This is a genomic window from Salipiger sp. H15 (assembly GCF_040409955.1).
GTDB lineage: Bacteria > Pseudomonadota > Alphaproteobacteria > Rhodobacterales > Rhodobacteraceae > Salipiger.
On the sequence record NZ_CP123384.1, the window covers coordinates 1,738,562 to 1,754,506 of the forward strand.

Annotated in this window: 16 protein-coding genes; 4 read left to right on the plus strand and 12 right to left on the minus strand. The window is 68.4% G+C overall.

What is annotated here, in order from left to right:
* Nucleotides 1–32: 32 nt before the first annotated feature.
* The 3 genes from PVT71_RS08545 (at nucleotide 33) to PVT71_RS08555 (ending at nucleotide 2,745) form a co-directional block, all read left to right on the plus strand.
* On the plus strand, nucleotides 33–1,007 hold the full coding sequence (locus PVT71_RS08545; protein ID WP_353471368.1) for a Gfo/Idh/MocA family oxidoreductase: 975 nt from the start codon (nucleotides 33–35) through the stop codon (nucleotides 1,005–1,007).
* Nucleotides 1,008–1,145: 138 nt separating this feature from the next.
* A complete protein-coding gene (phaR, locus tag PVT71_RS08550; RefSeq protein WP_353471369.1) occupies nucleotides 1,146–1,703 on the plus strand; it encodes a polyhydroxyalkanoate synthesis repressor PhaR in 558 nt (185 codons plus the stop codon).
* A gap of 100 nt (nucleotides 1,704–1,803) precedes the next feature.
* Nucleotides 1,804–2,745, plus strand: a complete 942-nt coding sequence (locus PVT71_RS08555) for a DMT family transporter (RefSeq protein ID WP_353471370.1) — start codon at nucleotides 1,804–1,806, stop codon at nucleotides 2,743–2,745.
* Here PVT71_RS08555 and PVT71_RS08560 read toward each other — a convergent pair.
* The 12 genes from PVT71_RS08560 to rlmJ form a co-directional block, all read right to left on the minus strand.
* Nucleotides 2,733–3,944 carry an aminotransferase class I/II-fold pyridoxal phosphate-dependent enzyme gene (locus PVT71_RS08560; protein WP_353471371.1) on the minus strand — a complete coding sequence of 404 codons (1,212 nt, stop codon included), beginning with the start codon at nucleotides 3,942–3,944 and terminating at the stop codon, nucleotides 2,733–2,735. The two genes, PVT71_RS08555 and PVT71_RS08560, sit on opposite strands and share 13 nt — an antisense overlap.
* Nucleotides 3,945–4,055: 111 nt before the next feature.
* The gene (locus PVT71_RS08565; protein ID WP_353471372.1) at nucleotides 4,056–5,357 is read right to left on the minus strand and encodes an FAD-binding oxidoreductase; all 1,302 of its coding nucleotides are present in this window, start codon (nucleotides 5,355–5,357) and stop codon (nucleotides 4,056–4,058) included.
* A gap of 93 nt (nucleotides 5,358–5,450) precedes the next feature.
* The gene (locus PVT71_RS08570) at nucleotides 5,451–6,815 is read right to left on the minus strand and encodes a glutamine synthetase family protein (RefSeq protein ID WP_353471373.1); all 1,365 of its coding nucleotides are present in this window, start codon (nucleotides 6,813–6,815) and stop codon (nucleotides 5,451–5,453) included.
* On the minus strand, nucleotides 6,812–7,498 hold the full coding sequence (locus tag PVT71_RS08575) for a type 1 glutamine amidotransferase (protein ID WP_353471374.1): 687 nt from the start codon (nucleotides 7,496–7,498) through the stop codon (nucleotides 6,812–6,814). The genes PVT71_RS08570 and PVT71_RS08575 overlap by 4 nt, the downstream gene beginning before the upstream one ends.
* Before the next feature lie 64 nt (nucleotides 7,499–7,562).
* The gene (locus PVT71_RS08580) at nucleotides 7,563–8,906 is read right to left on the minus strand and encodes a glutamine synthetase family protein (protein WP_353471375.1); all 1,344 of its coding nucleotides are present in this window, start codon (nucleotides 8,904–8,906) and stop codon (nucleotides 7,563–7,565) included.
* 210 nt (nucleotides 8,907–9,116) lie between these two features.
* Nucleotides 9,117–9,926, minus strand: a complete 810-nt coding sequence (locus PVT71_RS08585) for an amino acid ABC transporter permease (RefSeq protein ID WP_353471376.1) — start codon at nucleotides 9,924–9,926, stop codon at nucleotides 9,117–9,119.
* Complete coding sequence (locus PVT71_RS08590; RefSeq protein WP_353471377.1) at nucleotides 9,923–10,804, minus strand: ABC transporter permease subunit; 882 nt, start codon at nucleotides 10,802–10,804, stop codon at nucleotides 9,923–9,925. The genes PVT71_RS08585 and PVT71_RS08590 overlap by 4 nt, the downstream gene beginning before the upstream one ends.
* Nucleotides 10,805–10,854: 50 nt before the next feature.
* Nucleotides 10,855–11,577: a transporter substrate-binding domain-containing protein gene (locus PVT71_RS08595; protein ID WP_353471378.1), complete on the minus strand. Its 723-nt coding sequence runs from the start codon at nucleotides 11,575–11,577 to the stop codon at nucleotides 10,855–10,857.
* 51 nt (nucleotides 11,578–11,628) lie between these two features.
* Nucleotides 11,629–12,417 (minus strand): ATP-binding cassette domain-containing protein, encoded by a 789-nt coding sequence (locus PVT71_RS08600; RefSeq protein WP_353471379.1) that lies wholly within the window; start codon nucleotides 12,415–12,417, stop codon nucleotides 11,629–11,631.
* A 146-nt stretch (nucleotides 12,418–12,563) separates the two neighbouring features.
* Complete coding sequence (locus PVT71_RS08605) at nucleotides 12,564–13,004, minus strand: TerB family tellurite resistance protein (RefSeq protein ID WP_353471380.1); 441 nt, start codon at nucleotides 13,002–13,004, stop codon at nucleotides 12,564–12,566.
* A gap of 106 nt (nucleotides 13,005–13,110) precedes the next feature.
* Complete coding sequence (locus tag PVT71_RS08610; protein ID WP_353471381.1) at nucleotides 13,111–13,515, minus strand: hypothetical protein; 405 nt, start codon at nucleotides 13,513–13,515, stop codon at nucleotides 13,111–13,113.
* A 147-nt stretch (nucleotides 13,516–13,662) separates the two neighbouring features.
* Nucleotides 13,663–14,451 (minus strand): 23S rRNA (adenine(2030)-N(6))-methyltransferase RlmJ, encoded by a 789-nt coding sequence (gene rlmJ, locus PVT71_RS08615; protein ID WP_353471382.1) that lies wholly within the window; start codon nucleotides 14,449–14,451, stop codon nucleotides 13,663–13,665.
* Nucleotides 14,452–14,802: 351 nt separating this feature from the next.
* Between rlmJ and PVT71_RS08620 the strand changes: the two genes are divergently transcribed.
* The gene (locus PVT71_RS08620) at nucleotides 14,803–15,936 is read left to right on the plus strand and encodes an acyltransferase (RefSeq protein WP_353471383.1); all 1,134 of its coding nucleotides are present in this window, start codon (nucleotides 14,803–14,805) and stop codon (nucleotides 15,934–15,936) included.
* Nucleotides 15,937–15,945: the final 9 nt, after the last annotated feature.

Genomic DNA, 15,945 nt, shown 5'->3' on the forward strand with positions numbered 1-15,945 from the left:
CCATCGGCCGCGACACAGCAAGGGACAAGATCATGGCCGACCACGTCAGATGGGGCATCCTCGGCGCCGCCAATTTCGCGAAGAACCACATGGGCCCGGCGATCCACGCCGCGCGCGGCGGCGCGCTGGCGGCGGTGGCCACCTCGAAGCCGGAGAAGGCCGCGCCCTTTGCCGCCTTCGCGCCGGGGCTGAAGGTGCACGCAAGCTACGAGGCGATGCTCGCCGACCCCGGGATCGACGCGGTCTACATCCCGCTGCCCAACGCCATGCACGCGGAGTGGAGCCGCAAGACCGCCGAGGCGGGCAAGCACGTGCTCTGCGAGAAGCCCATCGCGATGAAGGCCGAGGAGATCGACGATCTGATCGCCGTGCGCGAGGCCACCGGCAAGCTGGTGGCCGAGGCCTGGATGGTGGCGCATCACCCGCAGTTCGCCAAGGCGCGCGAGCTGCTGCAGGCGGGCGAGATCGGCGATCTCGTGCGCGTGGATTCCACCCACAGCTTCTACAACGACGACCCGGCCAACATCCGCAACCAGGCCGATGTCGGCGGCGGCGCGCTGCGCGACGTCGGGGTCTATGCCTTCGGTTCGGTGCGGCTGATCACCGGGCAGGAGCCGGGCGAGATCCTCGCCACCGAGATCGACTGGCGGAACGGCGTCGACGCCACGGCCCATGTCATGGCGCGTTTCCCGGGCTTTCTCTACACCGGCCGCGTCTCGACCCGGGCGGCTCCGTGGCAGGAGATCGTGCTGCACGGCACCAAGGCGGTGATGCGCCTACCGGTGCCGTTCAACGTGCAGGTTTTCGGCCAGGCCGAGCTGCACCTGCACGGGCCGGGGCTGGAAACCCGGATCTGGCGCTGGCCGGCAGAGAATCACTACGTGCTGCAGGTCGAGGCGTTCAACGCCGCGGTGCAGGGCAGGGCGGACTATCCGCTGCCGCTGGAGTTCTGCCGCGGCACGCAGGAGTTCGTCGACCGGATCTTCGCAGCGGCGCCGCAGGTGTGATGCTGCGCAGCATTTTTCCGGCCGCGGCGCAGAAAAACCCCGGCCCGCGGTCGGCAAGTGCCGGTGAAACGGATGCTTTTCTTTTTTTCTGCACTCGCATAGGCTTTTCCCGAGCTCTGCGTGGAGGGAGGCACCAACGTGGCCGACAAGGATAAACCGCTGCTGATCAAGCGCTATGCAAGCCGGCGGCTCTACAATACCGAGACCAGCGACTACGTGACGCTCGAGGATATCTCGGGTTTCATCCGGGACGGGCGCGACGTGCAGATCGTGGATCTGAAGTCGGGGGACGACCTGACCCGCCAGTACCTGCTGCAGATCGTCGCCGAGCATGAGAGCCGCGGCGAGAGCGTGCTGCCGATCAACGTGCTGACCGACCTCGTGCGCAGCTACACGACGCAGGCCACCTCGGCCGTGCCGCAGTTCCTTGCCGCGAGCTTCGAGATGTTCCGCGAGAGCCAGAGCAAGTGGGCCGAGGGCATGAGCCAGATGAACCCGATGATGCCGAAGATCCCGGGGCTCGAGGCGATGCAGGCCCAGCAGGAGGCCTTCCTCAAGGCGATGTCCGGCAACATGGGCAAGAGCTGGTCCGCGCCCGAGAAGGACGAGGCGGCAAGCGAAGGCGGGGAGGACCTCGCGGCGATCAAGCGGCAGCTGGCCGAGCTGCAGCAGAAGCTCTCGAAGATGGACAAGTGACGCGGCGGGCCCTTCGGGGCCCGAACTGCTTCCGCCTGCCGTGGCGCCAATGCGCAGGATCCGGATTTCCCCGGAGCGCGGCTTGCGGCAAAGAGCGTGCATGGACCACGCATCTTCCCCCCGCATCGACCGGCTCGCCGCCCTCCTGCTGCTCTCGCTGGCAGCGCTCTGGGGCAGCAGCTTCCTCTTCGCCAAGATTGCCCTGACCGAGCTCAGCCCGATGCAGGTCACCCTGCACCGCGTGGTGCTGGCGCTGCCCGCGCTCTGGCTGGTGCTGCGCTGGCGCGGGCTGCGGGTGCCGATGCAGCCGCGGCTCTGGGGCGCCTACCTCGTCATGGGCGCGCTCAACAACGCGCTGCCCTTCACGCTGATCTTCTGGGGCCAGACCCATATCGAGGCCGGGCTCGCGGCGATCCTCAACGCCTCGACCGGGGTGCTGGGCGCGGTGGTGGCGGGGCTGCTGCTGCGCGACGAGCGGCTCAGCTGGAGCAAGCTCGCGGGCGCGGCGCTGGGGCTGGCCGGGGTGGCGGTGGTGATCGGCCCGCAGCGGCTGACCACGCTCGACCCGCGCAACCTCGGGCAGGGGGCGGTGCTGCTGGCGGCGCTGAGCTACTCGCTCGCGGGGGTCTGGGCCAAGCTGCGCCTTTCCGGGCAGCCGCCGCTGCTCAACGCCTTCGGAATGCTGGCGGGCAGCGCCGCGATCATGCTGCCGCTGGTGCTCTGGCAGGAGGGTCTGCCGGTGCTGCACCATTCCGCCCGGGTCTGGGGAGCGCTGCTCGGCCTGTCGCTGCTGGCAACGGCGCTGGCCTTCATCCTCTACTTCGCGATCCTCACCCGCGCGGGCGCGGCGAACCTGATGCTGGTGACCCTGCTCATCCCGCCCTTCGCCATCCTCTTCGGCCGGCTCTTCCTCGGCGAGCAGCTGCCGCCGGGCGTCTACCTCGGCCTCGGGATCATCGCGGCGGGGCTGGTGGTGACCGACGGGCGGCTGACGGCGCGGTTGCGCCGACGTCCGCCCGCCGAAAAGCCTCAGGTGCCATAAGCGCGCTGCGGGCCCATCACGGCCTCGGCGGCGCCGACCAGCACCGCCGCCACCGCCTCGCATTCGCCCAGCGTGAGGCGCGCAGGCAGGCGGGTGTCGCAGGCGCGCTCGAGCATGGCGCGGGTGCGCGGCAGCTCGGGCAGGTCCTCGAGGAATTGCCAGTTCCAGAAGGCGCGGGCGTTGTCGGTCGAAAGCCCGAAGAGCTGCACCTTGACGCCGCTCGCCTCGGCCGCCGCGATGAAGGCGCGCATCTCCTCGGGGCCCATGCCGGTCAGGTTGAACTGCAGCGAGTCCGGCGCGCGCTCCTCGGGGCCGAGCTTGCGCGGCACCTCGATCCAGGGCGAGCGGTCCAGGATCGCCGCCACGTGGTCATGGTTGCGCCGCCCGTCGCGCACCCGGCGTTCGACATGCGCGAGCTGCGGGCGGATGACGGCGGCGGAAAGGTTCGACAGGCGCAGGTTGTAGAGCGGCAGGCGGTTCTGCCAGCGGGAGAAGGCCTCTTCGAGCTCGGACGAATTGTCGCCCGGCGCCATGTGCTTCTTCCAGTTGTGCTCGTAGGCGCCCGAGAGGATCACCGCGCGGGCCACAAGTTCGGCGTCGTCGGTGATCAGGATGCCGCCTTCGCCGGCGTTGACCAGCTTGTAGCTCTGGAAGCTGAAGCAGCCGACGCGGCCGATCGTGCCGATGTTGCGCCCGGCCCAGGTCGTGCCGAGCGAATGCGCCGCGTCCTCGATCACCGGCAGGTCGCGCGCATCGCAGAGCGACAGGATCGCGTCCATGTCCGAGGTGTGGCCGCGCATGTGGCTGATCAGCACCGCGTCGACGCCGCCCAGCTTGGCCGCGAAGTCGGCCAGGTCGATGCGGTAGTCCTCGCCCACCTCGCAGAGCACCGGCACGCAGTCGGCATGCACCACCGACGAGGGCACGGCGGCAAAGGTGAAGCCCGGGATCAGCACCTTCGCGTCGCGCGGCAGGTCCAGCGCCTTCAGCGACAGGAAGAGCGCGGCCGAGCAGCTCGACACCGCCAGCGCGTACTTGGCTCCCATCATCGCGGCGAACTCGCGCTCGAGCAGGGCGACGGGGGCATCCTCGGGGGCGGTGTAGCGGAAGAGGTCGCCGGAGAGCAGCAGCCGGTCGATCTCGGCGCGGGCCTCCTCGGGGATGGGCTCCGCGTCATGCATGTTCGGAAGACGGCTCATATAACCAAACCCAAATTGTTTATTCTGAAAATCTTAAACACCGCGTCCATGACGCCCAAGTGAAAATGCTTCCGCTGGGGAAGCATTTCGCGGCGTTGAGCGGATTTTCTCTCAGAACCCGAGGCGGTCGCGCAGCGCGTACCAGCTCATCGCCAGCGCCAGCAGCGGCGAGCGCAGCGCCGCGCCGCCGGGGAAGCCCGGCACCGGCAGGGCCGCCATGGCGTCGAACCCGGCGGACTGTCCGCGCACCGCCTCGGCGAGCAGGCGTCCCGCGTGGACGGCGGTGCCGACGCCGTGGCCGGAATAGCCCGAGGCGCTCAGCACGTTGGGCGCGAGCCGGGCAAGTAGCGGCAGGCGCTTCATGGTGATCGCCAGCGTGCCGCCCCAGGCGTAGTCGATCTTGACGTCGCCCAGGTGGGGGAAGATCTCCAGCATCGGCTTGCGCACCAGCGCCTTGATGTCGGCGGGGAAGCGGTAGCCGTAGCTCTCGCCGCCGCCGAAGAGCAGCCGCCCGTCATGGCTGAGCCGGAAGTAGTTCACCACGAATTTCGAATCCGCCACCGCCACGTCGCGGGTCAGCACCTCGCGGGCGCGCCTGCCGAGCGGTTCGGTCGCGACGACGAAATTGTTGATCGGCATGACCCGCGCCGCCACCCTGGGCTCGAGCCCGCCGAGATAGCCGTTGCAGGCAAAGATCACGTGGCCCGCGCGCAACGTGCCGCTGCCGGTGTGGACCAGCACCTCGCGCCCCTGCTCGACGCTCTCCACGTGGCTGGTCTCGTAGATCCGCGCCCCGGCCCCGGCGGCGGCCTTCGCCAGCCCGAGCGCGAAGCGCAGCGGGTGCAGGTGCGCGGCGCCCATGTCCAGAACCCCGCCGCGGTAGTCGGGCGAGGGGCAGAGCGCGCGGAAGGCGTCGCGGTCGAGCGCCTCGATCGCGTAGCCGTATTTCTCGCCCATGTGCGCGGCGTAGTGGTGCAGGTGCTCGACCTCGCCCTTCGAGGAGCCGCACCAGGCCACGCCGTCGCGCAGGTGGCAGTCGATGCCGTGCTTCGCGATCAGCGATCGGCAGAGATCCTTCGCCTCCTCGCCAAGATCCCAGAGCACCCGCGCCGCGGGTTCGCCGACGATCTTCTCGAGGCTGACCTGGTCCTGCCGCTGCCCCGAACCGAGCTGCCCGCCGTTGCGCCCCGAGGCGCCGAAGCCGACCCGGTGCGCCTCGAGCAGCGCCACGTCCAGCCCCGCCTCGGCGAGGTGCAGCGCCGCCGAGAGCCCGGTGTAGCCGCCGCCGATGATGCAGACGTCGGCCCGCGCCTGGCCTTCGAACTTCGGGAAGGGCGACAGCAGATCCGAGCTTGCCGCGTACCAGCTCTGCGGATACTCGCCGCGCCGATCGTTGGAGAACAGCAGATCCATCTCGCCCTCGTCCCCTCTTCCATATGGTCCAAATATCCCGGGGAGCGCGAGGGGCAGCGCCCCTCGCCTGTCCCGCCCCGCCGCGCTTCCCGCTCAGACGTTGAGCAGCAGGTGCTCGCGTTCCCAGGGCGAGATCACCGCGAGGAATTCCTCGTACTCGGTGCGCTTCACGATCGAGTAGACGCGGGCAAACTCCGGTCCCAGCACCTCGTGCAGCTTGGTCGCCTCGTCGAACAGGTCGAGCGCCTGGCCGAGCACGCGCGGGATGTCGCCCTCGCCCTCGTAGGCGTCGCCGCGGAACTGCTTGGAGGGGCGGCGCTCCTCCATCAGCCCGAGGTAGCCGCAGGCCAGCGAGGCGGCGATGCCGAGGTAGGGGTTGCAGTCCATCCCCGCGAGCCGGTTCTCGACCCGCCGCGCCTCGGGGCTCGAGATCGGGATGCGGATGCCGGTGGTGCGGTTGTCGCGGCCCCATTCGAGGTTGATCGGCGCGGCGCTGTCGCGCACGTAGCGGCGGTAGCTGTTGACGTAGGGCGCCAGCACCGCGATCGCCGCGGGCAGGTAGGTTTGCAGCCCGCCGATGAAGTGGAAGAAGGCGTCGGTCTCGCCCCCGGCCGGGCCGGAGAAGATGTTGCGCCCGGTCTCGCGGTCCATCACCGAGTGGTGGATGTGCATGGCCGAGCCCGGCTCGTCGGCGATCGGCTTGGCCATGAAGGTGGCAAAGCAGTTGTGGCGCAGCGCCGCCTCGCGGATCAGCCGCTTGAAGTAGAAGATCTCGTCCGCCAGCTTCACCGGATCGCCATGGCGCAGGTTGATCTCGAGCTGGCCGGCGCCGCCTTCCTGGGTGATGCCGTCGATCTCGAAACCCTGCGCCTCGGCGAAGTCGTAGATGTCGTCGATCACCGGGCCGAACTCGTCGACCGCGGTCATCGAATAGGCCTGGCGGGCGGCGGCGGGGCGGCCCGAGCGGCCCATCATCGGCTCGATCTCCTTGGCGGGATCGAGGTTGCGGGCCACCAGGAAGAATTCCATCTCGGGCGCGACGACCGGGCTCCAGCCCTGCTCCTCGTAGAGCTTTACCACGCGCTTCAGCACGTTGCGCGGCGCGTTGGGGATCGGCTTGCCCTTGCGGTCATAGGCGTCGTGGATGACCTGCAGCGTCCAGTCCGCGGTCCAGGGCGCGGCGGTGGCGGTGCTCATGTCCGGGCGCAGGATCATGTCGCGCTCGATGAAGCCGACGGTCTCGTCCGCGGCATCGCCCCAGTCGCCGGTGATGGTCTGGTAGAAGATCGACTCGGGCAGGTGGAAATAGTCCTGGCGCGCGAATTTCGACGCCGGAACCGCCTTGCCGCGGGCGATCCCGGGCAAGTCGGCAATCACGCATTCGACCTCGTCAAGCCGTCGCCCCTCCAGGTAAGCGGTGGCGGGGAGGGGAAGCTGGTTGGTCCAGTCTTCGGTCATGCGAGAGCCTTTTGCTTGAAGAAATGTGCGAACTGGTCGGCGATGGCGCGCTGGTCGAGCGGGATGCCGAGGGCCTTGCCCGCGGCGTCGAGCCGCTCCTGCGGCACCACGCCGGGGCCGCGGGTCTCGATCAGGGCGCGGGTGAAGTCGTCGTTGAATTCGGGGTGCGGCTGCACGGTATAGGCGCGGCCCGGGTAGAGCAGCGCGGCGTAGTCGCAGATGTCGGAGCTGGCGACGACCTCGGCGCCCTCGGGCAGCTCGGTGACCTGGTCCTGGTGCCAGGCGTTGATCACCTTCTCCTGCCCGTCGCGGAAGCGGTAGGTTGTCGGCCCGACGACCCAGCCGCCGGGGAATTTCTCGACCTTGCCGCCGAGCGCCTGCGCGATGATCTGGTGGCCGAAGCACACGCCGATCAGCGGGCGGCCCTGCGCGTAGATGTCACGGATCAGCTGCTCGAGCGGCGGGATCCAGGGGTGGTCCTCGTAGGCGCCGTGGCGCGATCCGGTGATGAGCCAGCCATCCGCCGACTCGGGGCCTTCCGGGAACTCGCCGTTCACCACCGCCCAGCTCTGGAAGTCGAAGCCGTAGCCGCCGAGCAGCCGGGCAAAGAAGTCGGGGTATTCACCGGTCTCGGCCGCGAGTTCCGCGGGGACGAGTCCGGTCTGCAGTATGCCGATTTTCATGGATCACACGTTGGTTTCGCTGGCTCGAAGGTAGACCTGCCGCAAGGTCGCGGCAAGGCACCTGTCAGACCGTGTCGAGATAGATCTCCACCTGCTCGAGCGGCGAGAGCTCGGTCATGTAGAGCTGCTCCTGACGCTTGGTCAGCAGCAGGTTGTGGATCAGCTCCTGCGGCAGGATGCGGGGCATGATCTCGCTGGTCTCGAAGGCGTCCATCGCCGATTCCCAGTCGGTCGGGACCATCGGCAGGTCCTGCGCATAGGCGTTGCCGGTGATCGGGGCGGGGGGCTCGATCTCGTCCTCGATGCCGTTGAGCGCGGCGCCGAGGATGGTGGCGATCAGCAGGTAGGGGTTCACGTCGCCGCCCGCCACGCGGTGCTCGATGCGCCGCGCCGCCGGGCTGCCCGAGGGCACGCGGATCGCCGCGGTGCGGTTCTCGTAGGCCCAGGAGATGCCGACCGGCGCGTGGTTGCCGGGGATCAGGCGATCGTAGGAGTTGAGGTGCGGGGCAAAGATCAGCGTGCTGTCGTGCATCGCGGCGACGCAGCCGCCGATGGCGTGGTGCAGCACGTCGGTGCCCTTGGGGCCGCCGTCGTCGAAGATGTTGTTGCCGTCCTCGTCGAGCACCGAGAAATGCATGTGCATCCCCGAGCCCGCGTAGTCCTCGTAGGGCTTGGCCATGAAGGAGGCGGCGAAGCCGTGGCGGCGCGCCATCCCCTTGAGCAGCATCTTGAAGAGCCAGGCATCGTCCGCCGCGCGCAGCGCGTCGTCCTGGTGCATCATGTTGATCTCGAACTGCCCGAGCCCCGCCTCGGAAATGGCGGTGTCGGCGGGGATGTCCATGTCCTCGCAGGCGTCGTAGAGATCGGTGAAGAAGGTGTCGAAGGCATCGAGCGCGCGGATCGAGAGCACCTCGGCGGCCTTGCGGCGCTTGCCCGAGCGGGGCGAGACCGGCACCTGCAGCGTGCGGGTGCTGTCGTCGATCAGGAAGAATTCCATCTCGAGCGCGACCACCGGGGTCAGCCCGTGGCGCTTGTAGCGGTTGACCACCTGCGCCAGCGCGTGGCGGGGGTCGCCCTCGTAGGGCTTGCCGCCCTCGTGGTACATCCAGATCGGCAGGAGCGCGGTCGGCGCCTCGAGCCAGGGCATCGGCACGAAGCCGCGCTCGGTGGGCTTGAGCACCCCGTCGCGGTCACCGGATTCGAACACCAGCGGGCTGTCGTCGATGTCCTCGCCCCAGATGTCGAGGTTCAGCGCGGAGAAGGGGAAGCGCGTGCCGTCCTCGACGACCTTGTGTGCGAAGCGGGAGGGGACGCGCTTGCCGCGAGGCTGTCCGTTGAGGTCGCATGCGGCCACGCGGATGGTGCGGACCTGGGGGTTCTTGCGGAGCCAGGTTTTCGGGTCTGTCATTTTCTGTCCAAGAATTTGATCAAATTTAGCGTAGCGAGTCGGATCGAAGCTGGCAAGCGGGGGCTTGCGGCGGGAAAGGGAGTATTTTTGGAAAGATGAAAGGGGAGGCGGCGCGCGGCGGGGGGCCGGGAGCCGCGCCGCTGCGCGGCAGGCATGAAAAAAGCCGGGCGCGCGGGGCGTCCGGCTTTGGGGGCTTTTGAAGGGGCGGCCTCAGCGCATCAGCAGGCGCGGGCGCATCCGGATTTTCTTGCGGCGCTCCTTCGGCAGGTGCCGGTTCAGCCGCTTGTTGATCAGCCCGAAGAGCCCCACGACCGTCAGCGTCAGCAGGATGAAATAGCCCGCGAGGATCGGGTAGGGGATGAACGGGTTGAAGGTCTTGTCGGCGAAGTAGTTCGCGTAATAGAGCGCGTCGCCCCGCTGCTGCCAGGCCGGGAAGCCCGAGAAGAACACCAGCGTGGTGGCGTGGAAGAGGAAGATCGCCTCGTTGGTGTAGGCGGGCCACGCGAGCCGCAGCATGGTCGGCCAGACGATCCGCCGGAAGCGCGGCCAACCCGAGAAGCCGTAGGCATCCGCCGCCTCGACATCGCCCTTCGGCACCGAAAGCAGCGCGCCGTAGAAGATCTCGCCGGTATAGGCGGCGGTGTTCAGGAACAGCACCAGCGCCGCCCCGAGCCAGGCCGAGGTGAACGGATCGAAGGCGGGCGAGACGCCCTTGAGGCTGAGGAAGAGGAAGTAGGCGAAGAAGAACTGGATGAACAGCGGCGAGCCGCGGAACACGAAGATCACCCATTCCGCCAGCTTGCGGACCGGCGTGATCCGCGACGCCTTGCCGAGTGCCAGCGCGGTGGCGAGGAAGAAGCCCGTGACCAGCGCGACCACGCCGAAGTAGATGTTCCACAGCATCCCCGAGCCGATCAGCGTGAACTGCTGGCACAGGGTGAAGTTGTCGCGCGGCAGCAGCCGCTCGCCGATGCCGATCGAGCGCAGCCCGTAGTCCGCGATGGTTTCCCAGCAGCTCATGTGGCCTTCCTCTGCGCTTCGCCGCCCATGGTCGCCTGGCCGTGGGTGAGCCGCTTCATGATCCGGTCGAGCACGATCTCGGAGACGCGGGTGAACAGCAGGTAGAAGACCAGCAGCGCCAGGAAGTACCACACGCGCCAGTCGGGGTGGGGGTAGTCGGTGAACTTGGTGGTCTTCGATCCGCCGAGCTCGCGCGCCCAGTAGACGATGTCCTCGACGCCGAGCAGGAACAGCAGCGGAGTGGCCTTGATCAGCACCATCCACAGGTTCGACAGGCCCGGCAGGGCATAGACCCACATCTGCGGCACGAGGATGCGCCAGAAGGTCTGGCGGCGGGACATGCCATAGGCCTCGGCGGTCTCGAGCTGCGCATGCGGCACGGCGCGCATGGCACCGTAGAGCACGTTCGCGGCGAAGGCGCCGAAGACGATGGAGAAGGTCAGCACCGCGAGCGAGAAGCCGTAGGTCTCGTGCACCCACTGGGCGGCGTTCGAGAGCGGCAGCTTGGCCTGCGGGCAGACCACGAAATCATTGCCCTGGCGGATCGGCTGGTCCCAGTCGGGGCATTTCACCTTGTGACGCATCCACTCGAAGAACTGGTCGAGGGCGATCACGAAGAAGAGGAAGAAGGCGATGTCGGGCACGCCGCGCACGATGGCGATATAGGCCTTGCCGAGCCACGACAGCGGCGGGAAATGCGAGCGCGCGGCCATGGCGCCGCCGAAGCCGAAGGCGAGGGCGACGGGCGCGGTGATCGCCAGCAGCAGCAGCACGGTGCCCACCGACAGATAGATCGACAGGTGCTTGCCCGTGGTCAGGTAGCAGCTCAGCCATGCCAGGCCGTCGATCGCGTTGGGGTCGGTACACCAGGAGAACATGTCTTGTCAGCCGTCGAGGGGGCCGCGCGGGCCCCCTCCCGTTGGAGCGCTCAGAAGGGAGCGCCGATTTCCCATTTTTCCAGCAGCGCGTTCAGCGAGCCGTCGTCCTTCATCGACTGGATGGCCGCGTCGAACTTGCCCTTCAGCTCGCTGTCGCTCTGGCGCAGGCCCATGCCGACGCCGCCACCGATCATCTCGTCCTGCGGCAGCAGCGCGACGTCCTCGCTCTCGTCGGCGACGGGCGCGAGGTAGCTCTTGTCGGCGAGCACCGCGTCGGCCTCGCCGTTGCGCACGGCGGCGACGGTCTCGTCCGGGGTCGCGTATTCGACCAGCGTGGCGCCCATCTCGGCGACGAAGGCGGCCTGGATGGTGCCGGTCTGCGCGGCGATCACCGAACCTGCAAGGTCGATGTCCTCGTTGCCCGTGAGCACGAGGTAGGCCGAGGGATCGGGCTGGGTGTAGTTCTGGGTGAAGCCGATCACCGCCTCACGTTCGGGCGTGATCGACATGCCGGCCATGATGGTGTCGTAGTTGCCCGAAACGAGGTTGGGGATGATCGAATCCCAGTCGTTGGTCACCCACTCGCAGTTGAGTTCGGCGCGCTTGCACAGCTCGTCACCCAGCTCGCGCTCGAACCCGTCCACTTCACCCTTGTCGTTGATGAAGTTGTACGGAGGGTAGGCGCCCTCGGTGCCCATGCGCACGACGTCCTGGGCCAGCGCCATCGAGGCGGTCAGGGCCAGCGCGGCGGTGCCGAGAAGGATGGATTTCATTGGTCTTGCTCCCTGGTTAGGTAGATGTCCGGGGTGGTCTCTTGCCACCCGTCAGACGTGGCTGGTCGACCGCAGGAAGCCCTGCAGCCGTTCCGACTTGGGCGCGCCGAACAGCTCGGCCGGTGCGCCTTGTTCCTCGATCAGGCCCTTGTGCAGGAACACCACGTGATCGCTCACGTCATGGGCCATCTTCATGTCATGGGTGACGATGATCATGGTGCGCCCCTCGGCGGCGAGGTCCTTGATCACCCGCACCACCTCCTGCTCGAGCTCGGGGTCGAGCGCCGAGGTCGGCTCGTCGAAGAGCAGCGCCTCGGGTTCCATGCAGAGCCCGCGCGCGATCGCCGCGCGCTGCTGCTGGCCGCCCGAAAGCTGCGCCGGCCACGCGTCGGCCTTGTCGCCGATGCCGACCTTGTCGAGATAGCGCCTTGCGGCGGCCTCGACCTCGTCGCGCGGGCGGCCGAGCACGGTGAGCGGCGCTTCCATGACGTTCTGCAGGATGGTCATGTGGGCCCAGAGGTTGAACTGCTGGAACACCATCGACAGGTTGGTGCGCATGCGCAGCACCTGCTTGGGATCGGCCGGCCGGCGGTGGTGGCCGGTGCCGTGCCAGCGCACGGGCTCGCCCTTGAACAGGATGTCGCCCTGCTGGCTGTCCTCGAGCAGGTTGCAGCACCGCAACAGCGTCGACTTGCCGGAGCCCGACGAGCCGATCAGCGAGACCACATCGCCGCGCCGGGCGGTGATGCTGACCCCCTTGAGCACTTCGAGCTCGCCATAGGCCTTGTGCAGATCGCGGATCTCGATGACTGGAGCTTGGGCTGGGGCTGTATCGGTCAAGCCATACCTTCTTGGGCAGTTGCTGATATTGGCGGCGAGAATGGGCGAAAATAGGGCCGATTGTCCATGTGCAAAAAGGCCCTCATATCCGGGTTTGCGCGGGGTAAACGGGCATATGCCCGGAATTCAGCCGCCCGGGGGGCGTCTCAGCCCGCCGCCTCGACCCGTTGCCGCGCCAGCGCCGAATCCCTGTCGTTGATGCCGAGCAGGTTCGCGACCAGCCGCAGCACCGCGTCCTCCTCGTCGTCGCGGGTCCCGTCGGCCAGCGCCACCTGCCACAGCGCCTCGATCACCGCGATGCGCTCCTCGTAGGCGACGGCCTCCTTGATCGCCCGGGTGAAGCGCACCGTGTCGGGCGCCTCGGCCTCGAGCGCCTCGGCCTCGCGCCGCAGCCGTGCCGCCTCGAAGGGCGAGAGCGCGTAGCGCGCCGCGGCGATGCGGTCGATCCGGTCCTGCTCGGACTGGTCGTAGGTTTCATCGGCCCGTGCGACGCGCACGAGCAGCGCACAGAGCGCCAGCCGCGCATCGGCGTCGGGCAGGGGCTCAAGGCCGGGAGTGACCAGCCGTTTCAGGAAATCCGCGAACATGCGCAAGATATAGCCGGGTCTTGCCGCCGCGCCAACGGCCCGCGCCGTCCCTCGGGTTCAATTCTCCGGGCAGAGACCGCTTGCGCGCGGAGCCCTTGCCGGCGCGCTAACCCGCCCGGCTCGCCGTCAGGTCGCGCGGCGCGACGAAGAGCAGGTGCTCGGACAGCCAGAGCGCGGTCTGCAGCGCGTTCGGGGCGGTGTCGGTCGCGGCCATGACCTCGCAGAGGCAATGGGCCAGCGCCAGCCGGTCGCGGTAGGTCACGGCGCGGGCGAGCATGGCGGCGAAACAGGCGGTGTCGGGGGCGGCGGCGGCGACCGCCTGGCAGGCAAGGCGCATCTCGGCGGCCTCGCGGCGGGTCAGCTCGTGGCGCCGCGCCAGCACCGCGTCGACCAGCGCCACGCCGATCAGCGGCGAATGCTCCTGCGCCTCCGCGGCGGCGCGCAGAAGCAGCGCGCCGAGAGCGAGCGGCACGTCGCCGGGCTCCAGAGGCGTGGCCTCCGGTGCCGCCATCCAGAATCTCAGCCCGCGCGCCACGCGCGGCGATGCCGGCTCGAACCGGCGCGCTTCGGGGTGTGCCGTGCCATCGTGGTCCCGTTTCCCAGTGTCAACGGGCTTACTCTGCGTCAGCTTGCGGGCTTCGGCAATGGGCTTGCGCGCTCAGCGCGCGGCACCGGCATTGCGCAGCCGATCGGTCAGCGCCGCGGCGGCCTCGGCGAGGCCCCAGGGCGGGTTCACGATGAACATGCCCGAGCCGATCATCCGGTGCCCCTCGCGCACGGGGGGGAAGCGGATCTCGTGGCAGAGCGCCTCGGGGAAATCCTCGGAGAGGGCGGCGAGCATGGGCACGTGGGCGGCGTTGGACAGGATCGGGTACCAGAGCGCCAGCACGCCGACGTTCCATTTCTTGGCGACCTGGCGGAAGAACTTCGGCAGCTCGACATAGTCCTGCTTGAGCTCGTAGGGCGGGTCGACGAGCAACACGCCGCGGCGCGGCTCGGGCGGGCAGAGGCTCTGCGCGAGGTCGAAGCCGTTCTGCCGGTGGACCGCGATATTCGGCCCGCGCAGCGCCCGGACGAGCGCCTGGTGCTCCTGCGGGTGAAGCTCGGCGAGGTGGATTTTATCCTGCGGGCGCAGCAGCTTGGCGGCGATCAGCGGCGAGCCGGGATAGGCGTTCGGCCCGTGCTCGGCGCGCACCTCGGCGAGTGCCCGGAGGTAGGGGTGATCGGCGCGGAAGATGCCCTGGTGCGCCTCGATCCCCTGCGCCGCCTCGCCGGTCTTGACCGCCTCGGCCGAGGTCAGGTCGTAGAGGCCGCGGCCGGCATGGGTCTCGATGTAGGTGAGCGGCTTGTCCTTCCTGGTGAGGTACTCGAGCAGCTCGGCCAGCAGCGCGTGCTTCTGCAGGTCGGCGAGATTCCCGGCGTGGAAGGCGTGTTGGTAGGAAAGCATTGCGGGCCTCGGCAGCTGGGCGGTTTCGGGAGATGGGCAGGAGGCACGGGTCATGCACCGGCCATGCACATCCCATGCGCATCCCGCCGCAGATAGCGCCAAGGCGGCGCGAAGTCGAGCGGGGCGCCGCGGCACAGAAATCGGGCAGGAGCCGCCTGGCTGACCGCCCGGCAGGCGGAATCCCGACAGTTGTGGCCCTCGGGGCAGTTCCCGCTTGCCGTGCGCGGGATGCTGCGCGAGCATCGCCCCATTGTGAGAAGTGATATTCCACCTTTTTCGCGCACTCCCAGCCATGGTTTTCGTTGGTCATCTCCGAGATTCCGGTCAGGTCGTGCGCAAAGGAGCGACACCGTGACCCTGAACGACCACCTGGAGGCCGCCGACAGCCGCCCGAGCGGTTTCGACTACATGCGCCTCATCCTCTCCGTGCTGGTTCTGGTGATTCACAGCGTGCAGATCGCCTATGGACACAAGATTTACATGAACGCGGTCTGGGGGCATTTCCCCCTCGACGGTCTCGCGATGACCGTGCTGCCGATGTTCTTTGCCCTGTCGGGCTTTCTCGTGGCGGGCAGCCTCTACCGCTGCCGCACGCTGCTGAGCTTCATGGGGCTGCGCTTCCTGCGCATCTACCCGGCGCTGGCGGTCGAGGTGACGATCTCGGCCATGCTGATCGGGCCGATGGTCACCAGCTTGCCCTGGGCCGAGTATTTCACCAGCGAGGGATTCTTCCGCTACCTGCTCAACGTCACCGGCCACGTGACCGACGCGTCGCTCTACCTGCCGGGAGCCTTCGAGGGCAATCCGACGCCGGGCATGGCCAACGGGCAGCTCTGGACCGTGCCCTTCGAACTGGTCTGCTACATCGGGCTGGGGATCCTGGCGCTGGTCGGGGCGCGGCGCGACCGCCGCGTGCTGCTGCTGGGGCTGCTGGCCTTCTTCGCGCTGTCGATCCTCAGGATGGGGATGAAGACCGGCTGGCATTTCGACCCCTGGGTCGGGCCGGTGACCGGGCGGGCGCTGGTGCTGGCCTTTATCTGCGGCGTCTGCCTGCACGCCTATCGCGACCGGATCCCTGTCCGCGCCGGTCTCGTGGGTGTCGCGGCACTGGTGTCGGTGCTTGCCTTCAGCCTGAGCGGGCTGGGGCAATACGTCGGGATCGCCGCGGTCTCCTATGTCACCGTGGCGCTTGGGGTGATGAACCTGCCGCGGGTGCGGCTGCTGAAGCAGGCCGACCTCAGCTACGGCATCTTCCTTTATCACTTCATCATCCAGCAGCTGATCGCCTACCTGCTGCCGGGGCTGCGCGAATGGTACTGGATCACGCTGCTGTCGCTGCCTCTGACGATGCTGGTCGCGCATGTCTCGTGGGTCGGCATCGAGCGCCCGGCGCTGCAGCTGCGCAAGCTGGTCTTCGCGCTGGAATGCCGGATCATGCGCAGCCTGCCGGCGCTGACCGGATGGCACACCCCCGCCGAGAGGTGAAGCCGCGGG

Excerpts from the sequence above, each read along its gene's own strand:
- PVT71_RS08545 (WP_353471368.1), top strand. The coding sequence starts at position 33 with ATGGCCGACCACGTCAGATGGGGCATCCTCGGCGCCGCCAATTTCGCG.
- PVT71_RS08555 (WP_353471370.1), top strand. The coding sequence starts at position 1,804 with ATGGACCACGCATCTTCCCCCCGCATCGACCGGCTCGCCGCCCTCCTG.
- PVT71_RS08560 (WP_353471371.1), bottom strand. The coding sequence starts at position 3,944 with ATGAGCCGTCTTCCGAACATGCATGACGCGGAGCCCATCCCCGAGGAG.
- PVT71_RS08565 (WP_353471372.1), bottom strand. The coding sequence starts at position 5,357 with ATGGATCTGCTGTTCTCCAACGATCGGCGCGGCGAGTATCCGCAGAGC.
- PVT71_RS08570 (WP_353471373.1), bottom strand. The coding sequence starts at position 6,815 with ATGACCGAAGACTGGACCAACCAGCTTCCCCTCCCCGCCACCGCTTAC.
- PVT71_RS08575 (WP_353471374.1), bottom strand. The coding sequence starts at position 7,498 with ATGAAAATCGGCATACTGCAGACCGGACTCGTCCCCGCGGAACTCGCG.
- PVT71_RS08580 (WP_353471375.1), bottom strand. The coding sequence starts at position 8,906 with ATGACAGACCCGAAAACCTGGCTCCGCAAGAACCCCCAGGTCCGCACC.
- PVT71_RS08585 (WP_353471376.1), bottom strand. The coding sequence starts at position 9,926 with ATGAGCTGCTGGGAAACCATCGCGGACTACGGGCTGCGCTCGATCGGC.
- PVT71_RS08590 (WP_353471377.1), bottom strand. The coding sequence starts at position 10,804 with ATGTTCTCCTGGTGTACCGACCCCAACGCGATCGACGGCCTGGCATGG.
- PVT71_RS08595 (WP_353471378.1), bottom strand. The coding sequence starts at position 11,577 with ATGAAATCCATCCTTCTCGGCACCGCCGCGCTGGCCCTGACCGCCTCG.
- PVT71_RS08605 (WP_353471380.1), bottom strand. The coding sequence starts at position 13,004 with ATGTTCGCGGATTTCCTGAAACGGCTGGTCACTCCCGGCCTTGAGCCC.
- PVT71_RS08610 (WP_353471381.1), bottom strand. The coding sequence starts at position 13,515 with ATGGCGGCACCGGAGGCCACGCCTCTGGAGCCCGGCGACGTGCCGCTC.
- rlmJ (WP_353471382.1), bottom strand. The coding sequence starts at position 14,451 with ATGCTTTCCTACCAACACGCCTTCCACGCCGGGAATCTCGCCGACCTG.